Raw genomic sequence first — 13727 nt, forward strand, 5'->3', positions numbered from 1 at the left:
ATACCTCTAATAATTTAATGAATATTGTGCGTTGGTTCGGTTGCTAATATAGCTATAAAACAAAACTAAATAAATAAAAAATTATCGTAAAACGATAATTAATTGTTGTTAAGTTTGTTATGGATTATTACGGGATTAACTAATATCTTGATTATTATCAATAAATAGTGAATTAGAGTTTTTGAAGAACAAAACCAGAGAGGCGTGTTTTTGCATGTATTTCTGTATGAAAAGTATACATCTTTCTTTTTGGGTATAATTGAAAGGTGATTATCGCTGTTAATTATGAGTAAAGTGGTCATTCATTGCTGAATTATTAACTACTTTGTAACTTACGTAGATAAATAGTATTAACCTAATACTCGTCACTTTTTACATGGATGTGCTGTAATGACTATCTTTCTTGCTGGCTTTTCGCTTGGCTTATCTTTAATACTGGCAATTGGCTCTCAAAATGCGTTTGTATTGAAACAAGGACTTAAGAATCAATACGTGTTTATCATCTGTATTGTTTGTGCGTTGTCAGATGCATTATTGATTAGCTTTGGTGTCGCAGGCTTTGGCGTTATTGTCAGTAAGTATCCAGATATTGAAACTGTGGCGCGTTACGGTGGCGCAATTTTCTTAACGGTTTATGGGCTGTTGAGTTTTAAATCGGCATTGATGACGGATCATGCTTTGCTTATTGATCAAAGAACATCAGGTTCATTATTAAAAACGATACTGACTTGTTTGGCTTTTACGTGGTTAAACCCACATGTGTATTTAGATACAGTCGTGCTACTTGGATCTATTTCTACCCAATATCAACCTTATGAGTGGCAATTCGCGCTGGGGGCTATCACGGCATCTTTTGTGTTTTTCTTTTCACTGGGCTATGGATCGCGTTTATTAGCTCCATTATTTCAGCAGCCTAAAGCATGGAAGGTGTTAGAAATACTGGTAGGGGTAATTATGTTATCTATTGCAGCATCGTTGGCTCTCGGTATTTGAGTCGGTTAGAGTGATTCAAATTACACCGAGAACAGCAATGGGAATAATGGTCGGGTATCAACGATCCATATCAGCCCACACTTGTTATGGCTGCAGAACTGATGGCTTATGTGTTTATTAATGCATGACAGATTTTGAAAAAAGTTGAATCGTGATGATGCCTGCGGCAATAAGGATTAACCCAAGCAAGGCTGGAAAATCGAGCTTTTGCTGATATACAAAATAAGACAGTGTAGAGACTAAAAAGATACCGATCCCTGCCCAAAGTGCATAAGCGATGCCGACATTCATGATTTTAACGACTTGAGAAAGCCCATAAAATGAGATCGCGTAACCAACTAGTACAACAAGGCTGGGAGCGAGTCGGGTAAAGCCTTCAGATGCTTTCATCATGGTTGTTGCAAGTGTTTCAGCAATTATAGAAATAAAGAGTATCAGGTATACATTAGTCATAAAAATTACTCGCTAAATTGTTTTGTGTGCGTCTGATTGCTTGCTGCAAAGAATATTTAAGTGATAACCGTTGATACCAAGGTAATGAAGCTGGTTGAACAATGCTGTGTAACACGCGGCTATAATCCATCGTTAAACCAGGTGTCCATGCCATCATCATTGCACGATGTCGAATTTGAGCTGCAAGCCATAACTCAGGGCTGCACAACAGTTTTAAAAGTGTGAATATACTGCTGCTTTTTTTATACAAGACACCGTCTAATGCCGCTTCTAGTGCATAAGCGGTATTACTTGAACAGTTATTGGAGGTTAAATTATAAATAGGATTTTTATAACAATGATGCCAGAACTGCTTTAATGTTAGTGCGTTATATTGAATAAATTCAATTTTAACATTTGATTCACACCATTCAGCGGCTTCGGTTTTGTAATCCGGTAGGTAACGGCCAAGCACATTATTTTCAGGAGTCGCTTTTAGAGTGCGAATAAACTCAGAAGGTGAGCGATCAATATCTTCTGATGGATATAAACTAATATAACACTCAAATCCTGCTTCTAATGCGGCATGACCGGTAGAAATAACCCCGTTTACATCTGTAGCTGCAATGTAACGATTAATAATGGGGCGAGGAACATGTGGGTTTTCTGCTGACCCCTCTGGTGTCCATATATGTATTGTTAACGGTTGCGTATTATTTCTATTTTCTGTGCTATTTATCGAATATACGCTGTCAGTTGTAGATATATATTCATTTCCACTATTATTTAATAATTGAAAAATAGGGCTGTTGTATTTTAATGAACTGACCTTCATTAGAACAATGATACTTCGAATACTTCCTGTGATCATAATAAACCCAAGAAAGTAAGAAATAACATAATTATAATTTTGTAATAGGAAAATAGAATAAAAGATTTGAATACATCCCCACACGATAGCTCTTTTCCAATGAGCAAAACGAACAACCCAAGCGGATGCAATATTAAAAATACCAACAGAAATATAAGTTAAACCAAAAGTCGCAGATAATAAAATATTGCTAAATTTGATATTTACGAGTGCCGCAATTGCGCAACAAAGGAATATTAATCCTTTGAAAATAAGGATGTTACGGTGCAACCCCAATCCGCTAGGCGCTACGATTAAAGTTGTTAAGCTTTCAAGTAAAAGAAAGTAACTGAAGGAATCAAATACTTTTCCGTCAAGGCCATCAATGAAGATGAGAAGGCCAGCAAATCCCCAAAGGGTGCTGAATCCTAACAGATGAAATATTTTACTTTTTACGAAAGGTGCACCGAAAAGTAGCATCGCTATTTGTAACATGAAGAACCGTAATTTTTTATTTGTGATCTAGCGTTCTAATAGAACTATTAGATAAAGCTAAAAGTAAGATACTTTATAAAACTAATTGATATATTCAAAACGAAGGCGCGGATATTATTACATGGTTGAATGTTAATCAAGGTATTGTTTTATATTACTTATGTGATTCAATAATATAATCTAATATTGTGAGTTGTTACATAATAAGTCAAGTTGTATTTAAATAATATTTTTATAATTCATTAATACATCATTTAAATTTATTCTGGATACTTAGGTAAATGCGATGACATATCGTGGTGGTATTTAAAATAAATCGTTAGAACCTTTAAACAGAGAATATATCTTTATTATCGTAATAATAAATAGAAAGAATGTTAAATAATAATATCTTTTCTTGTATAAAGCCTGACTATAAGAGCGTAGGATGAAGGTAATTATAAAGATAGGGTGCACGTTAGTGCATTAGCATTCAGTATGCAATTAACACAAAAACCGTTAAAAAACAACGTATTACTAATTTCAATCCAAACGCCGCAATTTAAAGGCGATGAAGCAAAAAGTTCATTAGAAGAATTAGCACGCCTAGTGACGACATTAGGCTTTAAAGTTGTTGGCACACAGTCTCAAAAACTAAGCTCAACAAAAAAAATGAGTGTACTTGGTTCTGGTAAAATGGCTGAGATCGCGCAGTTAACTGGAAACCTTGGTGTTATTGAAGACGATGGTGAAGATGATCCTCTTGATGACATTGATTTTATAGATGTGTCACTCGATGATTTACCCTGCGTACTTGCCGATGTTGTGGTGTTTGACTGTGATTTAAGCCCATCTCAATTACGTAATGTGGAAAATCAATTAGGCGTTGAAGTGTTTGATCGCACAGGCATCATTATTGAGATATTTAGCCGTCATGCTCGTACACGAACGGCACGACTACAGGTTGAAATTGCTCGTCTTAATTATTTAGCGCCGCGTTTACGCGAATCCACCAGCGGTAATAAAGAGCGACAAATGGGTAAAGGTGCGGGTGAAACAACGCTAGAGCTTGATCGTCGTAAAATTCGCGATCAATTGGCGGAATTGCGCCGTGAATTAGTCAGCGTTCAAGATGAAATGAAAGGACGTCGAACTCAACGTTCAGAGCTTTTTTGTGTGGCGTTAGTTGGCTATACCAATGCGGGTAAGTCGTCTATGATGCGAGCATTAACAGGTAGTGATGTTGAAGGCGAAAATAAATTATTTGCTACGCTAGATACCACTGTTCGCGCCTTAAAACCAGAAACACAACCACGTATTTTAGTATCAGATACGGTTGGTTTTATTAAAAAATTACCGCACGATTTGGTGGCATCTTTCCATTCAACCTTGGCTGAAGCTCATGACGCTTCCCTATTATTGTATGTGGTTGATGCATCTGATGTGTCATTCCGTTCTCAATTAGACGTTGTTCATGAAGTGCTAAAAGAAGTGGGCGTTGATGGTATAAAAAAACTATTAGTGCTGAATAAATCAGATCAATTAAGTGTTGAGCAGCAACAGGCATTAATGGCTGAATTTCCTGATGCTATGATGACGTCAACCCGTAATCCACTAGATATTACCAAACTTCATCAATACGTTGTCGATGTAGCTCAACACGAGATGATAGAAGAAGAAATCATTGTGCCTTATACCGCAAAAGGGCTGATGGGGGATATTCGTTCGGTGATGAGTGTAACGAAAGAAGAATATGAATATGATCATATTAAGCTGACTGTTCGCTCTAATGAGATTGAACTCGCACGCTTGAAAAAACGGATGTCTGAATACCAAAAGTGACATATGTAGCTTTATATAGAAACTTTATTGAGTGAGCAAATAGCTGTGTGTGTTTGCTTGTTTATAACGATGGATTAAAGTTCTAGATTGATGTTTGAAATCAGTTGGTTGAGCCTTTGCCACAAATGTTGGATGGGATATCAAAAGCAGATAAACCGTGGTTTTTTATGCAAAGTGTTTATGGTTGTTTAAGCTTTGAACAAGCTTAGGGAATAAACGCAAAAAATTAGTGTTTGTACTACTATAACACTTGCTATAAATCTGTATCTTGGTGTAATTTCTCACCACTATTTTTATTTGGAATTATGATCATGCCAAAGGCTAGTGACATTAAAAAATTTGCTGCTGTTGAAATCAACGGTAAAGTAGGTCTTGTTAAAGAAATTAGTAAGCTAACGCCTAGTGGTCGTGCTGGCGCAAGTCTTTACAGAATGCGTATTTATGATGTAGCTACTGGTACTAAATCAGACGTAAGCTTCAAAGCTGATGAAATGGTTAACTTAGCTGATTTCCGTCGTACAAAAGCATCATTCTCTTACATCGATGGTGAAGAGTATGTGTTTATGGATGATGAAGATTACACACCATACACATTCAACAAAGAAGCAATCGCAGAAGAACTACTATTCATCACTGAAGATACGAAAGGTATCGAAGTTCTTACTGTTGATGGCGCGCCTGTTGCTATCGAACTTCCAGCGACAGTTGAACTAACTATCGTTGAAACTGATCCATCAATCAAAGGTGCTTCTGCAAGTGCTCGTACTAAGCCAGCGACACTTTCAACTGGCCTAGTGGTTCAAGTTCCAGAATACATCGCGAATGGCGAAAAAATTAAAGTTAACACGGCTGAGCAAAAGTTCATGAGCCGCGCTGATAAGTAATAGGTTACTTATAATCTATACTGGATAAAACCAGCCTTCACCTTGCTAACTTTTTGTTAAGCAGATGGGCTGGTTTTTTATTGGCTGCATGACGTCACGGAGCAATGGATAGTGCTATATCAAATACGACAAGCAGAAAAATCAGATCTTGCCGCGATATACCAATTAGAGCGTGAGCTATTTGGCAAGCATTGTTATCCTGATTTTTTATTTCGTCAGGCATATGATTGTTGGCCAAGTGGATTATTGGTTGCCGTTTCAGAATGTGAACATGTAGTAGGCTATGTACTCGCAAGCCCAAGCTTTAATAGACAAACAGAAACGCAGAGCGATGCGTGGATATTAGGTATTGCGGTTGCGAATAAGGTGCAAGGGAAAGGTGTTGGAAAAGCGTTGTTGAATAAGGCATTAGCGCTGCTAGCTGATTACAATCGAATTTTATTGACTGTGCACCCAAAGAACACGGCAATAAAGCTATATCAGAGACTAGGCTTTGTAGAGATAGGGCAAGAAGACGATTATTTTGGTTGTGGCTCACCAAGAATTAAGATGTGCTTAAATCGTAAAGAGTAGGCATATATTGTTTAAGTCGCTTGATATCATTTTTCTACGGAAATAAAAAAGGGCATCCAAAGATACCCTTACTTCTTCAACTGTTCGTTGTAGATTAGATGCGCTCAACGTTAGCAGCTTGAGGACCTTTTTGGCCTTGCTCAACGTCAAAAGAAACTTTTTGACCTTCTGCTAGAGATTTGAAGCCTTCACCAGCGATAGCACGGAAGTGAACGAATACGTCAGCACCGCCATTATCTTGAGTGATGAAACCGAAACCTTTCTCATCGTTGAACCACTTAACGATACCAGTTGCTTTAGACATGTGATGTCTCCTGAAATAAATTAATGTGTTACTTATGTACAAAAGAATATTGAAGCGCTTCAGGACAACTGTGTACGTTTGAACAGTGTAACGAAGTTTTTCTTTCACTTTGTTTCATAAATAGCCCTGTTATATAGGACGCTGATATTAAGCCATTTTCGATTTTAAAGAGCAAGTGAGTTACTTATTTATCGCGTTATAATGTGAGCCGCATTACAAAAAAAAAGCAAAGAATATTATGAAATAGGTGTCTTATTAATCAGGCTGGTTAATTCTTATCAGGAATTTTAATAATAACAGGTCTATCAATATCTATAAGTGTGCTCTAATCTTGCATTTTTAACTGGTAAATCACTTTTATGCAGTCGATTGTGAATGTGAGGCGGTAGGGTGGGAATATTAATTATGGATAAAAAAAGGGCCGTGACGACCCTTTTATCAAGTGCTATGTGAACTAACGTAACGTTAGATAAGCAAATAATTATGCTTTTTCAACATTTGCAGCTTGTAGACCTTTAGGACCTTGCTCTGTTTCGTAAGAAACTTTTTGTCCTTCAGTTAGGGTTTTGAAGCCATCGCCAGTAATCGCACGGAAGTGTACAAATACGTCAGCACCGCCGTTATCCTGAGTGATAAAACCAAAACCTTTCTCTTCGTTAAACCACTTAACGGTACCTGTTGCTTTTGACATGTTTTCTCCTGATAAACTTTACATCAAACACTGTGTCGCCAATATCGGGTTACTACGCTATTTGAGCTTGAACACTTCGAGGAAGCTATCCTTGTCCAGATTGCATTGTTGTAAACGAGTACTGGTCTATTTCAAGAGTAGGTGCTGATATGCCATTTGCAAATACAGGAAGGCTTTTTTTGTGGTGGATTTCACAAAAGATACCATTTTGTTATTACAGATTACATATATTGTCTAATTGTCATAATTATTAATTAAAATAGGGGTATTTATTGTGATATATCAAAAATTTGTTGAGCTTTTTGTGTGATATTTAAGCGAGAAACATAAGTTGATGCTCATAGAATCATCATTGAGCATTTAATCATGAGTATTGCTTGAGTTTACGAATGACTTTCTGATATAACGATTTCAGTAATAAACTGAGACTCGACGGTTATGTACTAGGAAGTGCATTATTTCTATCCCTTGCATTAAATCAGTTTCACAAGGTTTTATTTTCAGACTAAGGACTACACATGAACAACATCCTTGAACTCGTTCGTCAAACACGTCGTAAAAACAAACTTAAACGCGAAATCCTAGACAACGATCGTAAAATTCGTGATAACCGTAAGCGTGTTGAGTTGTTAGAGAACTTGATGGATTACATTAAGGCCGATATGAGCCACGATCAAATCGTTGAAATTGTTGAAAACATGAAAGGTGACTACGAAGATCGTGTTGATGATCATATCATCATCAGTGCAGAGCTTTCGAAAGAGCGTCGTGAAGTAAGCAAAGCAGTAAAAGAGCTGAAAAAAGCTGAAATTGCACATAAACACTAATTCTCAGCACTAGAAAGTTGAGAGTGTGCAAAAGACATAGCATGCTTATATTAGTTAAATTAAACCGAGCGTAATGCTCGGTTTTTTTATATCTATCGTAAGTAATAACAATATCTATAGTGCTGGGCTTTTAAATTTTAGCGCTGATTGGAAATATTACTTGAGGCAAAAAATAGCCCGAAACGATTCCTGTTTCGGGCTTAGGGGAATGGCTCTCGTAAGAGCCTTGCGCTAACTGGTTAGTAAATGGAGTATGATTACACTTTCAATGTTAGTTGAATAATGTTTATTTTCCAGTTATTGCATTTAATAAAGTCATCATTAACTATACTTTTTGATGCTAACGATATTTTTACCTTAAATATCAAATAGGTTAGTATCACGAACTAATTCACGAGGTAAGCCATTTTTGATACGGTTGCTCACCCATTTACCAATACCAATAGGGTAATCACGGTAAGTAACAATCACTTCACCTTTGCCTGCTGGTATTCCTGGGCGAATATCGCGTCCCATGAACCATTCTTTAGCTTGTTCAACATTAAGTTCAATAGCGATAGATTCTTTGCCTGTTGCCAGTGTCATTACCGCTTCATGTTGCCAGCGATAGCCTTTCTTGTGCTGTTCTGCGAGCTTAATACCAATACGTTGGAAACGGATTTCACCAATTAAAGTACGTAGCTGAGAAGGGAAAAGCCAAACTTCTTTATCACGTAACCAGACATCATGTTGCTCAGGTAAGGTAATATCTAAATCTTGTTTTAACTGTTGGGCTATCTCTTGTTGCTCTTTGTCTTTAAGCTGAGCAAACGGGAATTTCCCCATCCGTTTTTTTACGCTATCGGTTTCAACAGGTGCCAGCTTACGAATACGTGCGACAAAGAAACCTTCGCTATCAAAGATCTGAGGGTAAACGTGTAGGAAGCCATCTTCTGTGAGTGACTTTTCTGCACCATCGAACAGATCGTTTAGCGATTCAAATTGAACAGCATCACCAAATTTTTCTTTTAGGAAATGACAAACGTCTTGGTTTTCACTTTGGTTTAATGTGCATGTTGAATACACCATAACCCCGCCAGTTTTCAGAGCTTGGAATGCACTTACAATAAGGTTGCGTTGTACTTCGGCAATTTCATCAATAGAAGCTAGGCTCCAATTAGCCATAGCATCTTCATCTTTACGAATTGCACCCTCACCAGAACATGGCGCATCCAATAAGATCGAATCAAAAGATTCTGGTGCCCATGTGCCAAATACACAGCCATCAAAATGGGTCAGTGCTGCATTGTGAACACCACAACGTTGTAAGTTTGAATGGAGTACTTTAATTCGGCTCGCGGCTAACTCGTTGGCAACCAGTGCACCACGGTTTTGCATTGCAGATGCAATTTGGGTGGTTTTAGAACCTGGCGCTGATGCCATATCTAATACACAGTCTAATGCGTCATTATCTTTAAGCAATGCGGTTACTGGCATCATCGAACTGGCTTCTTGAATATAAAAAAGTCCTGCCATGTGCTCTGCGGTATTACCAAGAGAAACAGTATCTTCGTCTTCTCGTTCAATCCAAAAGCCAGTATCACACCAAGGAACAGGCGTTAATGTCCAACCACGATTTGCAACACGCGCTAAGAAATCCTCAACACTAATTTTGAGTGTATTGACGCGAATGCTGCGACGAAGGGGTGTTTTACAACAAGCAATAAATTCATCGATATCTAAATGCTCAGGCATGGTTTGCTTGATTAAATCGATAAATGCGTCAGGGATGTGAATATTCGGATGCAAAGGAAGGATCTCTATTAACTAGCTAATGAGGCTGATTTTATAACAGATTGGTATGAATTGCAGTTTTTGCTAATACAAAGCGTAATAAAGGTTTTTTCTGAATAAAAAAGAGCACCGAAGTGCTCTTTATTTTGTTTGATTTTAGCTGTTAACTCTCAGGAATTGCAGTACGCCATGCTAACCATTTAGGGTTTGCTTCTTTATGTAGTAAGAAGTGTGTTCCTGCTTTAACTTGTGGTTCAAGTGGTTGCTTTTCGGGGGTTGCAAAGGCAATTCCGCCACGTAATAGGCTATCAAATGTACCTGCTTTTATGTTGGCACCTGTAATACCGATATCAACATTCACACCTGAGGTGTTCCAAAATACAGTGTTTTTTCGCACTAAATGGCGGTATTGTTTTTCAAGTTGGGCTTTTATGATGACACGGTCGGCTAAGTCACCGAGTGAAACGTTAACCACTTGTCCAACTTGAATATCACGGTAGAGCAATGGTGTACCTTCGCTAATTGAATCACGCTCTTCACTTTCTAATACTATCGTGACGCGGGAATCAAACAACTCTGCCGAACCAAGCTTAAAAGTATCAGCAAAATAGCCTTTCCCAGGTTGAACAGCAATGTAAGAGCTCAGCAACGAATCCAAGTTTTCACTACCACTTAAGCTGATCTTTGGTTTAACCACCCAAAAGTAGCTATCTGACTTTGCGATTTTTTGAGCGTATTTCGGATATAAACGAGCCTGTATTTTCACGTTGTTTGTATGAAAATCGGGTTCGATGTTAATGATTTTACCAATGGTTACGCCTTGGAACTTGATCTCAGTATTGTTAGAGACAGATCGTGCATCATCGGCTGTTAAAGTTATCAGCTGTCCAAAATGTTGCGCTGAACTTAAGCTTGGGTAAAGCTTGTATTTAGAACCGATACGGTTAGTCACTTGCTTCATGTTATCAAAAGCAATCCCACCTTTGATAAGCGTGGATAGGGGATCGGTCACTAATTTAATACCATTTAATCCTGCTTCTACTTCGATACCTGAACGGTTCCAGAATACGGTGTGGTTAGTGATCAAATGACGGTATTTTTTCTCGATATTTAATTTAATGCTCACACCGTTATCTTTCAAAGCAAAGTCACTCACTTCACCTACTTGTAAGTTACGGTAAAGTACTGGACTACCTTCAGATACGGGGGGTAACTTTTCAGCAAATAAACTAATGCTGCTATAGCCTTTCAGTTTTTCATCCGCAAGATCGGCAAGACTTCGGTTTTTAAATAGGGTGTAGCTTTTGTTTATTTTTTTGCTACCGATAGAAGTGAAGCTAATCGCACTGCTGATTAATTGATCGGCTGGCGGAATAGAAACATCAATACCTTTGCTCGAAATGCTGGCATCGACACCACCATCAACGAAGAATCGACTACCACTTCTGATCAAATGGGTGTACTCAGGTTGAACTAAGACATCAAAGCTTACACGCTCACCGGTTAATTCAACGTTAGTGATTCGCCCGACATCTAATCCCTTAAAGCGTAATTTGGTGCCACGTTTAATACCAAAACTTTTATCAGCATACAGTTTGAAGGTTGCTACACCGGGTTGTTGCTCTTCTAATGTGTCACGGGTAATAGCTGTAAATTGACGTGAAGTTTCGCCTTTACCCGGTATTAAACGTAAGAAATTGCCTCGTACAAGATTGCCGATATTCTTAACACCATTAAGTGATACTTCAGCTTCTTCGAGTAATAAACGAGAGCCGCTATTTAAGTACTCACGCATGCTAGGTTCAATCGCGGCATGTGCGATAATCTTGTTGGTTTTTTCATCAAGGCTTACATCGGTGATTTTACCGATCTGTAAGCCACGATACATGATTGGTGAACCTGAATCGCTAATATCATTGTTATCTGGCAAGGTTATCGTGATAGCAATACCACGACCGGCCGTATTGATATCGGGGTAGAGCTTAAACAGATGATTTGCTTCAATGACTTTACCTTTATCTGGTGAATCAAATGCAATAGCACCTGCGATTAATGCTGACAGGCTTTCAAACTGCACATCAACACCGTTGAAACCGATATCCGCACGCATGCCACTAACATTCCAGAAACGGCTTTTATCAGTAACAAGGTTGGCATACTTGGGTTTGATTAGTGCATCAATAAGGACTTCTTTTTTGTTATCACTAAGGGTGTAATTGAAAACCTCACCGACTGGGATCTTCTTATAAAAAATTTGCGAACCAATACTGATCGATCCAAGATTCGGTGCTTTTAATTGCAGCTTTAAGCCATCTTCTAATGGCGTATCTGCAGGTTGGTTTTCTAATGCTGTAAATTTCGTAGCTTCAGGACCATCACCGGGTAATAACGCAATGTAGTTACCAGAAACAAGAGTATCTAAGCCTGATATACCCGTTATAGATGCCTTAGGTTTGACTAGCCAGAATCGGGTATTTTTACGAAGAATGTTTACCGCTTCAGGATAAATGTCGGCAGTAACGTAAATACTCTTAAGATCTTTTGATAGGCTGATATCACGTACAATACCCACTTCAAGGCCTTGATAACGAATAGTCGTTCTTCCAGCGACTAAACCCACGGCATCGTTAAAGTGGATTTGAATACGTTCACCGGCTTCGTTAACTGATTTATACAGTAACCAACCAGCAAGTATTAATGCTAATAGCGGCAACAGCCACAGCGGTGATAACCCCCGATCACGGCGAATTTTCACCTTTTTGGGTTGTTCGTTATTTGGATCGTTGTTCATAATTGTCCCATATCAGGCGAGAATCTAAACTTTCTGCTGCTAACATTGTTAATACTACCACGACGGCAAAGGCAATTGCCCCAGGTCCCGGCGTGAAATCAAGAACTTGCCCACGGTCGATTAATGTGACCATGATGGCGATAACAAAAAGATCCATTACCGACCATTTACCTATCCAGTGTACGGCACGAAATAGTCGCATACGTAATAGGTGGTGTGTTTTTCGTTTGAACTGTACGGCTAAAAGGATATAAGCCAAACTTAGAATTTTCGCGACAGGGACAACAATACTGGCAATAAAGATGATTGCTGCGATACCTGTCATTCCCGTTCTGACGAGTTCAGCAACACCTGAAAAGATAGTATCTTCAATACGCTTACCGTTATTCATGAAAATTGAAATGGGATAAAGGTTAGCAGGCAAGATAAAAATACTTGCTGAAATTAAATATGCCCATGTTTTTTGAATAGAATGTGGAATGCGATCGTGTAATGGACTATTACAGCGGCGGCAATGGGTCAGGTGTTCTTGCGTTAAATGACAGGTCGTACAAAGTGTGTCTAAGTCATCACTAATATGTTCATTTTCAGGTTGCCACGCATCCCAATAACGACGAACACTGATACGAGTCAGTAACACGAGAAATAATATCTGTAAGGTAATGAGACAGTACAGCCCAAGACCGATATTAATCTCTGCGACTTCTTGGACTTTAAAACAAGCAATGGCGAGGCTAACTAAAAAAACATCGAGCATCACCCATTGCTTTAAATGGTGAAGAACCCATGTTGATGCTTTAAATAGAGTAAAGTGACGAAATTTAAGGGAAAATTGGGCGCTAAAAACCGCCCCTATGACTAATAGCGGGGCAATAACGCTACAAAATAAGATTAATGCGGCAACGCCAGGAAAATTTTCTGAAAGTGTGATGGCGCCAGATGGAAGTGTCGCAGGGATCATCTGTCCGAATAATCGTATTGTGATTAACGGTAAAGTAATGGTTGGAATAAAAAGGATTAAACCCGCTGCGGCAATCGCCAGTTCTGCATTAAATCTTGCTGTTCCCCCACGATATAAACGTGTTTGGCAACGGGGACAGTAAGCACTGTGTCCTTGTTGAGCCACCTCAGGGAGCACGAGTAAATTGCAACCGGGGCAGCGTCTGGCCGTTGACATAGTACGTTGTTTCCTTTGCAAAAGAGCGAGATATAAAAACGCTCACGAAATAAAAATTCACACGTTTGTAAAAACATAGTGAATGATAGCCCATGAGCGTCAAGGATGGGTACTAT

12 protein-coding genes are annotated in these 13727 nt (G+C 38.6%); 5 read left to right on the top strand and 7 right to left on the bottom strand.

Annotated elements, in window-relative coordinates:
* Positions 1-390: 390 nt before the first annotated feature.
* Entirely contained in the window at positions 391-993 is a 603-nt protein-coding gene (locus tag C9J46_RS08905; protein WP_107290793.1) for a LysE/ArgO family amino acid transporter, read from the top strand.
* A 117-nt stretch (positions 994-1110) separates the two neighbouring features.
* On the opposite strand, the gene C9J46_RS08910 is transcribed toward C9J46_RS08905, so the two are convergent.
* Both C9J46_RS08910 and C9J46_RS08915 read right to left on the bottom strand, forming a co-directional pair.
* Complete coding sequence (locus C9J46_RS08910; protein ID WP_107208131.1) at positions 1111-1446, bottom strand: multidrug efflux SMR transporter; 336 nt, start codon at positions 1444-1446, stop codon at positions 1111-1113.
* Positions 1439-2770 carry a hypothetical protein gene (locus C9J46_RS08915; RefSeq protein ID WP_107260361.1) on the bottom strand — a complete coding sequence of 444 codons (1332 nt, stop codon included), beginning with the start codon at positions 2768-2770 and terminating at the stop codon, positions 1439-1441. Before C9J46_RS08915 ends, C9J46_RS08910 begins: the two co-directional genes overlap by 8 nt.
* A gap of 477 nt (positions 2771-3247) precedes the next feature.
* Between C9J46_RS08915 and hflX the strand changes: the two genes are divergently transcribed.
* The 3 genes from hflX to C9J46_RS08930 all read left to right on the top strand — a co-directional run bounded on the left by hflX (position 3248) and on the right by C9J46_RS08930 (position 6048).
* The gene (hflX, locus tag C9J46_RS08920; protein ID WP_107290814.1) at positions 3248-4591 is read left to right on the top strand and encodes a GTPase HflX; all 1344 of its coding nucleotides are present in this window, start codon (positions 3248-3250) and stop codon (positions 4589-4591) included.
* Positions 4592-4902: 311 nt separating this feature from the next.
* Complete coding sequence (gene yeiP, locus C9J46_RS08925; RefSeq protein WP_107246668.1) at positions 4903-5475, top strand: elongation factor P-like protein YeiP; 573 nt, start codon at positions 4903-4905, stop codon at positions 5473-5475.
* A gap of 111 nt (positions 5476-5586) precedes the next feature.
* Positions 5587-6048, top strand: coding sequence for a GNAT family N-acetyltransferase (locus tag C9J46_RS08930; protein WP_107260359.1), 462 nt, complete (start codon positions 5587-5589; stop codon positions 6046-6048).
* Positions 6049-6142: 94 nt separating this feature from the next.
* On the opposite strand, the gene C9J46_RS08935 is transcribed toward C9J46_RS08930, so the two are convergent.
* On the bottom strand, positions 6143-6352 hold the full coding sequence (locus tag C9J46_RS08935; protein WP_005367917.1) for a cold-shock protein: 210 nt from the start codon (positions 6350-6352) through the stop codon (positions 6143-6145).
* Positions 6353-6833: 481 nt separating this feature from the next.
* Positions 6834-7043, bottom strand: a complete 210-nt coding sequence (locus tag C9J46_RS08940) for a cold-shock protein (protein WP_005367915.1) — start codon at positions 7041-7043, stop codon at positions 6834-6836.
* Positions 7044-7561: 518 nt separating this feature from the next.
* Here C9J46_RS08940 and C9J46_RS08945 point away from each other — a divergent pair.
* On the top strand, positions 7562-7870 hold the full coding sequence (locus C9J46_RS08945; protein WP_105060198.1) for a DUF496 family protein: 309 nt from the start codon (positions 7562-7564) through the stop codon (positions 7868-7870).
* Between the two features lie 357 nt (positions 7871-8227).
* On the opposite strand, the gene rsmF is transcribed toward C9J46_RS08945, so the two are convergent.
* From rsmF to C9J46_RS08960, 3 genes are all read right to left on the bottom strand, one after another.
* Positions 8228-9658, bottom strand: coding sequence for a 16S rRNA (cytosine(1407)-C(5))-methyltransferase RsmF (gene rsmF / locus C9J46_RS08950; RefSeq protein WP_107208135.1), 1431 nt, complete (start codon positions 9656-9658; stop codon positions 8228-8230).
* Positions 9659-9806: 148 nt separating this feature from the next.
* Complete coding sequence (locus C9J46_RS08955; protein ID WP_107287389.1) at positions 9807-12434, bottom strand: MlaD family protein; 2628 nt, start codon at positions 12432-12434, stop codon at positions 9807-9809.
* A complete protein-coding gene (locus C9J46_RS08960; RefSeq protein ID WP_107208137.1) occupies positions 12415-13611 on the bottom strand; it encodes a paraquat-inducible protein A in 1197 nt (398 codons plus the stop codon). Before C9J46_RS08960 ends, C9J46_RS08955 begins: the two co-directional genes overlap by 20 nt.
* Between the last annotated feature and the right edge of the window lie 116 nt (positions 13612-13727).

The sequence above is a fragment of the Photobacterium sp. GB-36 genome (assembly GCF_003026135.1).
Lineage (GTDB): Bacteria > Pseudomonadota > Gammaproteobacteria > Enterobacterales > Vibrionaceae > Photobacterium.

Excerpts from the sequence above, each read along its gene's own strand:
- hflX (WP_107290814.1), top strand. The coding sequence starts at position 3,248 with ATGCAATTAACACAAAAACCGTTAAAAAACAACGTATTACTAATTTCA.
- C9J46_RS08945 (WP_105060198.1), top strand. The coding sequence starts at position 7,562 with ATGAACAACATCCTTGAACTCGTTCGTCAAACACGTCGTAAAAACAAA.
- C9J46_RS08905 (WP_107290793.1), top strand. The coding sequence starts at position 391 with ATGACTATCTTTCTTGCTGGCTTTTCGCTTGGCTTATCTTTAATACTG.
- yeiP (WP_107246668.1), top strand. The coding sequence starts at position 4,903 with ATGCCAAAGGCTAGTGACATTAAAAAATTTGCTGCTGTTGAAATCAAC.
- C9J46_RS08955 (WP_107287389.1), bottom strand. The coding sequence starts at position 12,434 with ATGAACAACGATCCAAATAACGAACAACCCAAAAAGGTGAAAATTCGC.
- C9J46_RS08960 (WP_107208137.1), bottom strand. The coding sequence starts at position 13,611 with ATGTCAACGGCCAGACGCTGCCCCGGTTGCAATTTACTCGTGCTCCCT.
- C9J46_RS08940 (WP_005367915.1), bottom strand. The coding sequence starts at position 7,043 with ATGTCAAAAGCAACAGGTACCGTTAAGTGGTTTAACGAAGAGAAAGGT.
- C9J46_RS08910 (WP_107208131.1), bottom strand. The coding sequence starts at position 1,446 with ATGACTAATGTATACCTGATACTCTTTATTTCTATAATTGCTGAAACA.
- C9J46_RS08915 (WP_107260361.1), bottom strand. The coding sequence starts at position 2,770 with ATGTTACAAATAGCGATGCTACTTTTCGGTGCACCTTTCGTAAAAAGT.
- C9J46_RS08935 (WP_005367917.1), bottom strand. The coding sequence starts at position 6,352 with ATGTCTAAAGCAACTGGTATCGTTAAGTGGTTCAACGATGAGAAAGGT.